The organism is Schumannella sp. 10F1B-5-1, assembly GCF_006517535.1.
In the GTDB taxonomy this organism is placed as follows: Bacteria; Actinomycetota; Actinomycetes; order Actinomycetales; family Microbacteriaceae; genus Schumannella.
This window is the reverse complement of sequence record NZ_VHQH01000197.1, coordinates 1-242: the sequence shown is the minus strand read 5'-3', so window position 1 is coordinate 242 and position 242 is coordinate 1. Positions and strand designations below refer to the sequence as shown.

The following is a 242-nucleotide window of genomic DNA, read 5'->3' as shown; positions in this document are numbered from 1 at the left end:
TTCGCGCCGGACCCCGCGTTCGTCGCGGACCGCGTGGCCGGGCCCGAGCTCTCCGAACGCGCCGCGGAGGATCGGCTCGGCTACTGGGCCGACCGTGCCCGCGAGCTGCACTGGCACACGCCGTTCCAGACGGTGCTCGACTGGTCGAACCCGCCGTTCGCGAAGTGGTTCGCCGACGGCACCCTCAACGTCGCCTACAACTGCCTCGACCGCCACGTGCTCGCCGGGAACGGCGACCGGGT

1 protein-coding gene is annotated in these 242 nt (G+C 72.7%); it reads left to right on the top strand.

Features of this window, described 5'->3' with window-relative positions; genetic code table 11:
* Window positions 1-242, top strand: a 242-nt coding sequence (locus tag FJ658_RS15415; RefSeq protein ID WP_305004403.1) for an acetyl-coenzyme A synthetase N-terminal domain-containing protein, incomplete at both ends; no start/stop codon positions are given.